Annotated in this window: 2 tRNA genes; both read right to left on the bottom strand. The window is 44.8% G+C overall.

Annotated features, from left to right (window positions below):
• Window positions 1-294 precede the first annotated feature (294 nt).
• Window positions 295-370 (bottom strand) — tRNA-Glu (locus tag A3729_RS10260).
• A 21-nt stretch (window positions 371-391) separates the two neighbouring features.
• Window positions 392-467 (bottom strand) — tRNA-Ala (locus tag A3729_RS10255).
• Between the last annotated feature and the right edge of the window lie 100 nt (window positions 468-567).

The following is a 567-nucleotide window of genomic DNA, read 5'->3' as shown; positions in this document are numbered from 1 at the left end:
CACAAACATATTTCACTTAAAAGTCTCGAGTACGGATTTCGTCAAACATAATACCTACTAACACCCAGTAAACGTCAAAAATCCATCAGGCAGATTTGATCTGCTAATCCCCCTCCTTTATGAGCCTCTAAAAAACAAATTTAACTGAGTATCGGCAGAGAAAAACACATAGAACAACTACAGTAGACAAGTAAATAGCCCGAAAAAGACTGAGAGAAAGTAACAATGGCTATACTCAACTTTCTACAGGCGAAAAAAAACCTCGATATCAAATTGATATCGAGGTTTTTTATATGGCGTCCCCTAGGGGAGTCGAACCCCTGTTACCGCCGTGAAAGGGCGGTGTCCTAGGCCTCTAGACGAAGGGGACAGTAAACTGTCCTGAATGATTTGGTGGAGCCATGCGGGATCGAACCGCAGACCTCAACGCTGCCAGCGTCGCGCTCTCCCAGCTGAGCTATGGCCCCGCACTGGTGTGCTGTGCATCATTCAACGGGGGCGTATATTATTGAAGTCTCCCCCCCGAGTCAAGACTATTTTTACACTTCTTTTAACTTTTTGATTTCT

This window comes from Oleiphilus sp. HI0043 (assembly GCF_001634935.1).
Note: the sequence above shows the minus strand (reverse complement) of the source record. Positions and strands in the feature narration are given on the sequence as shown.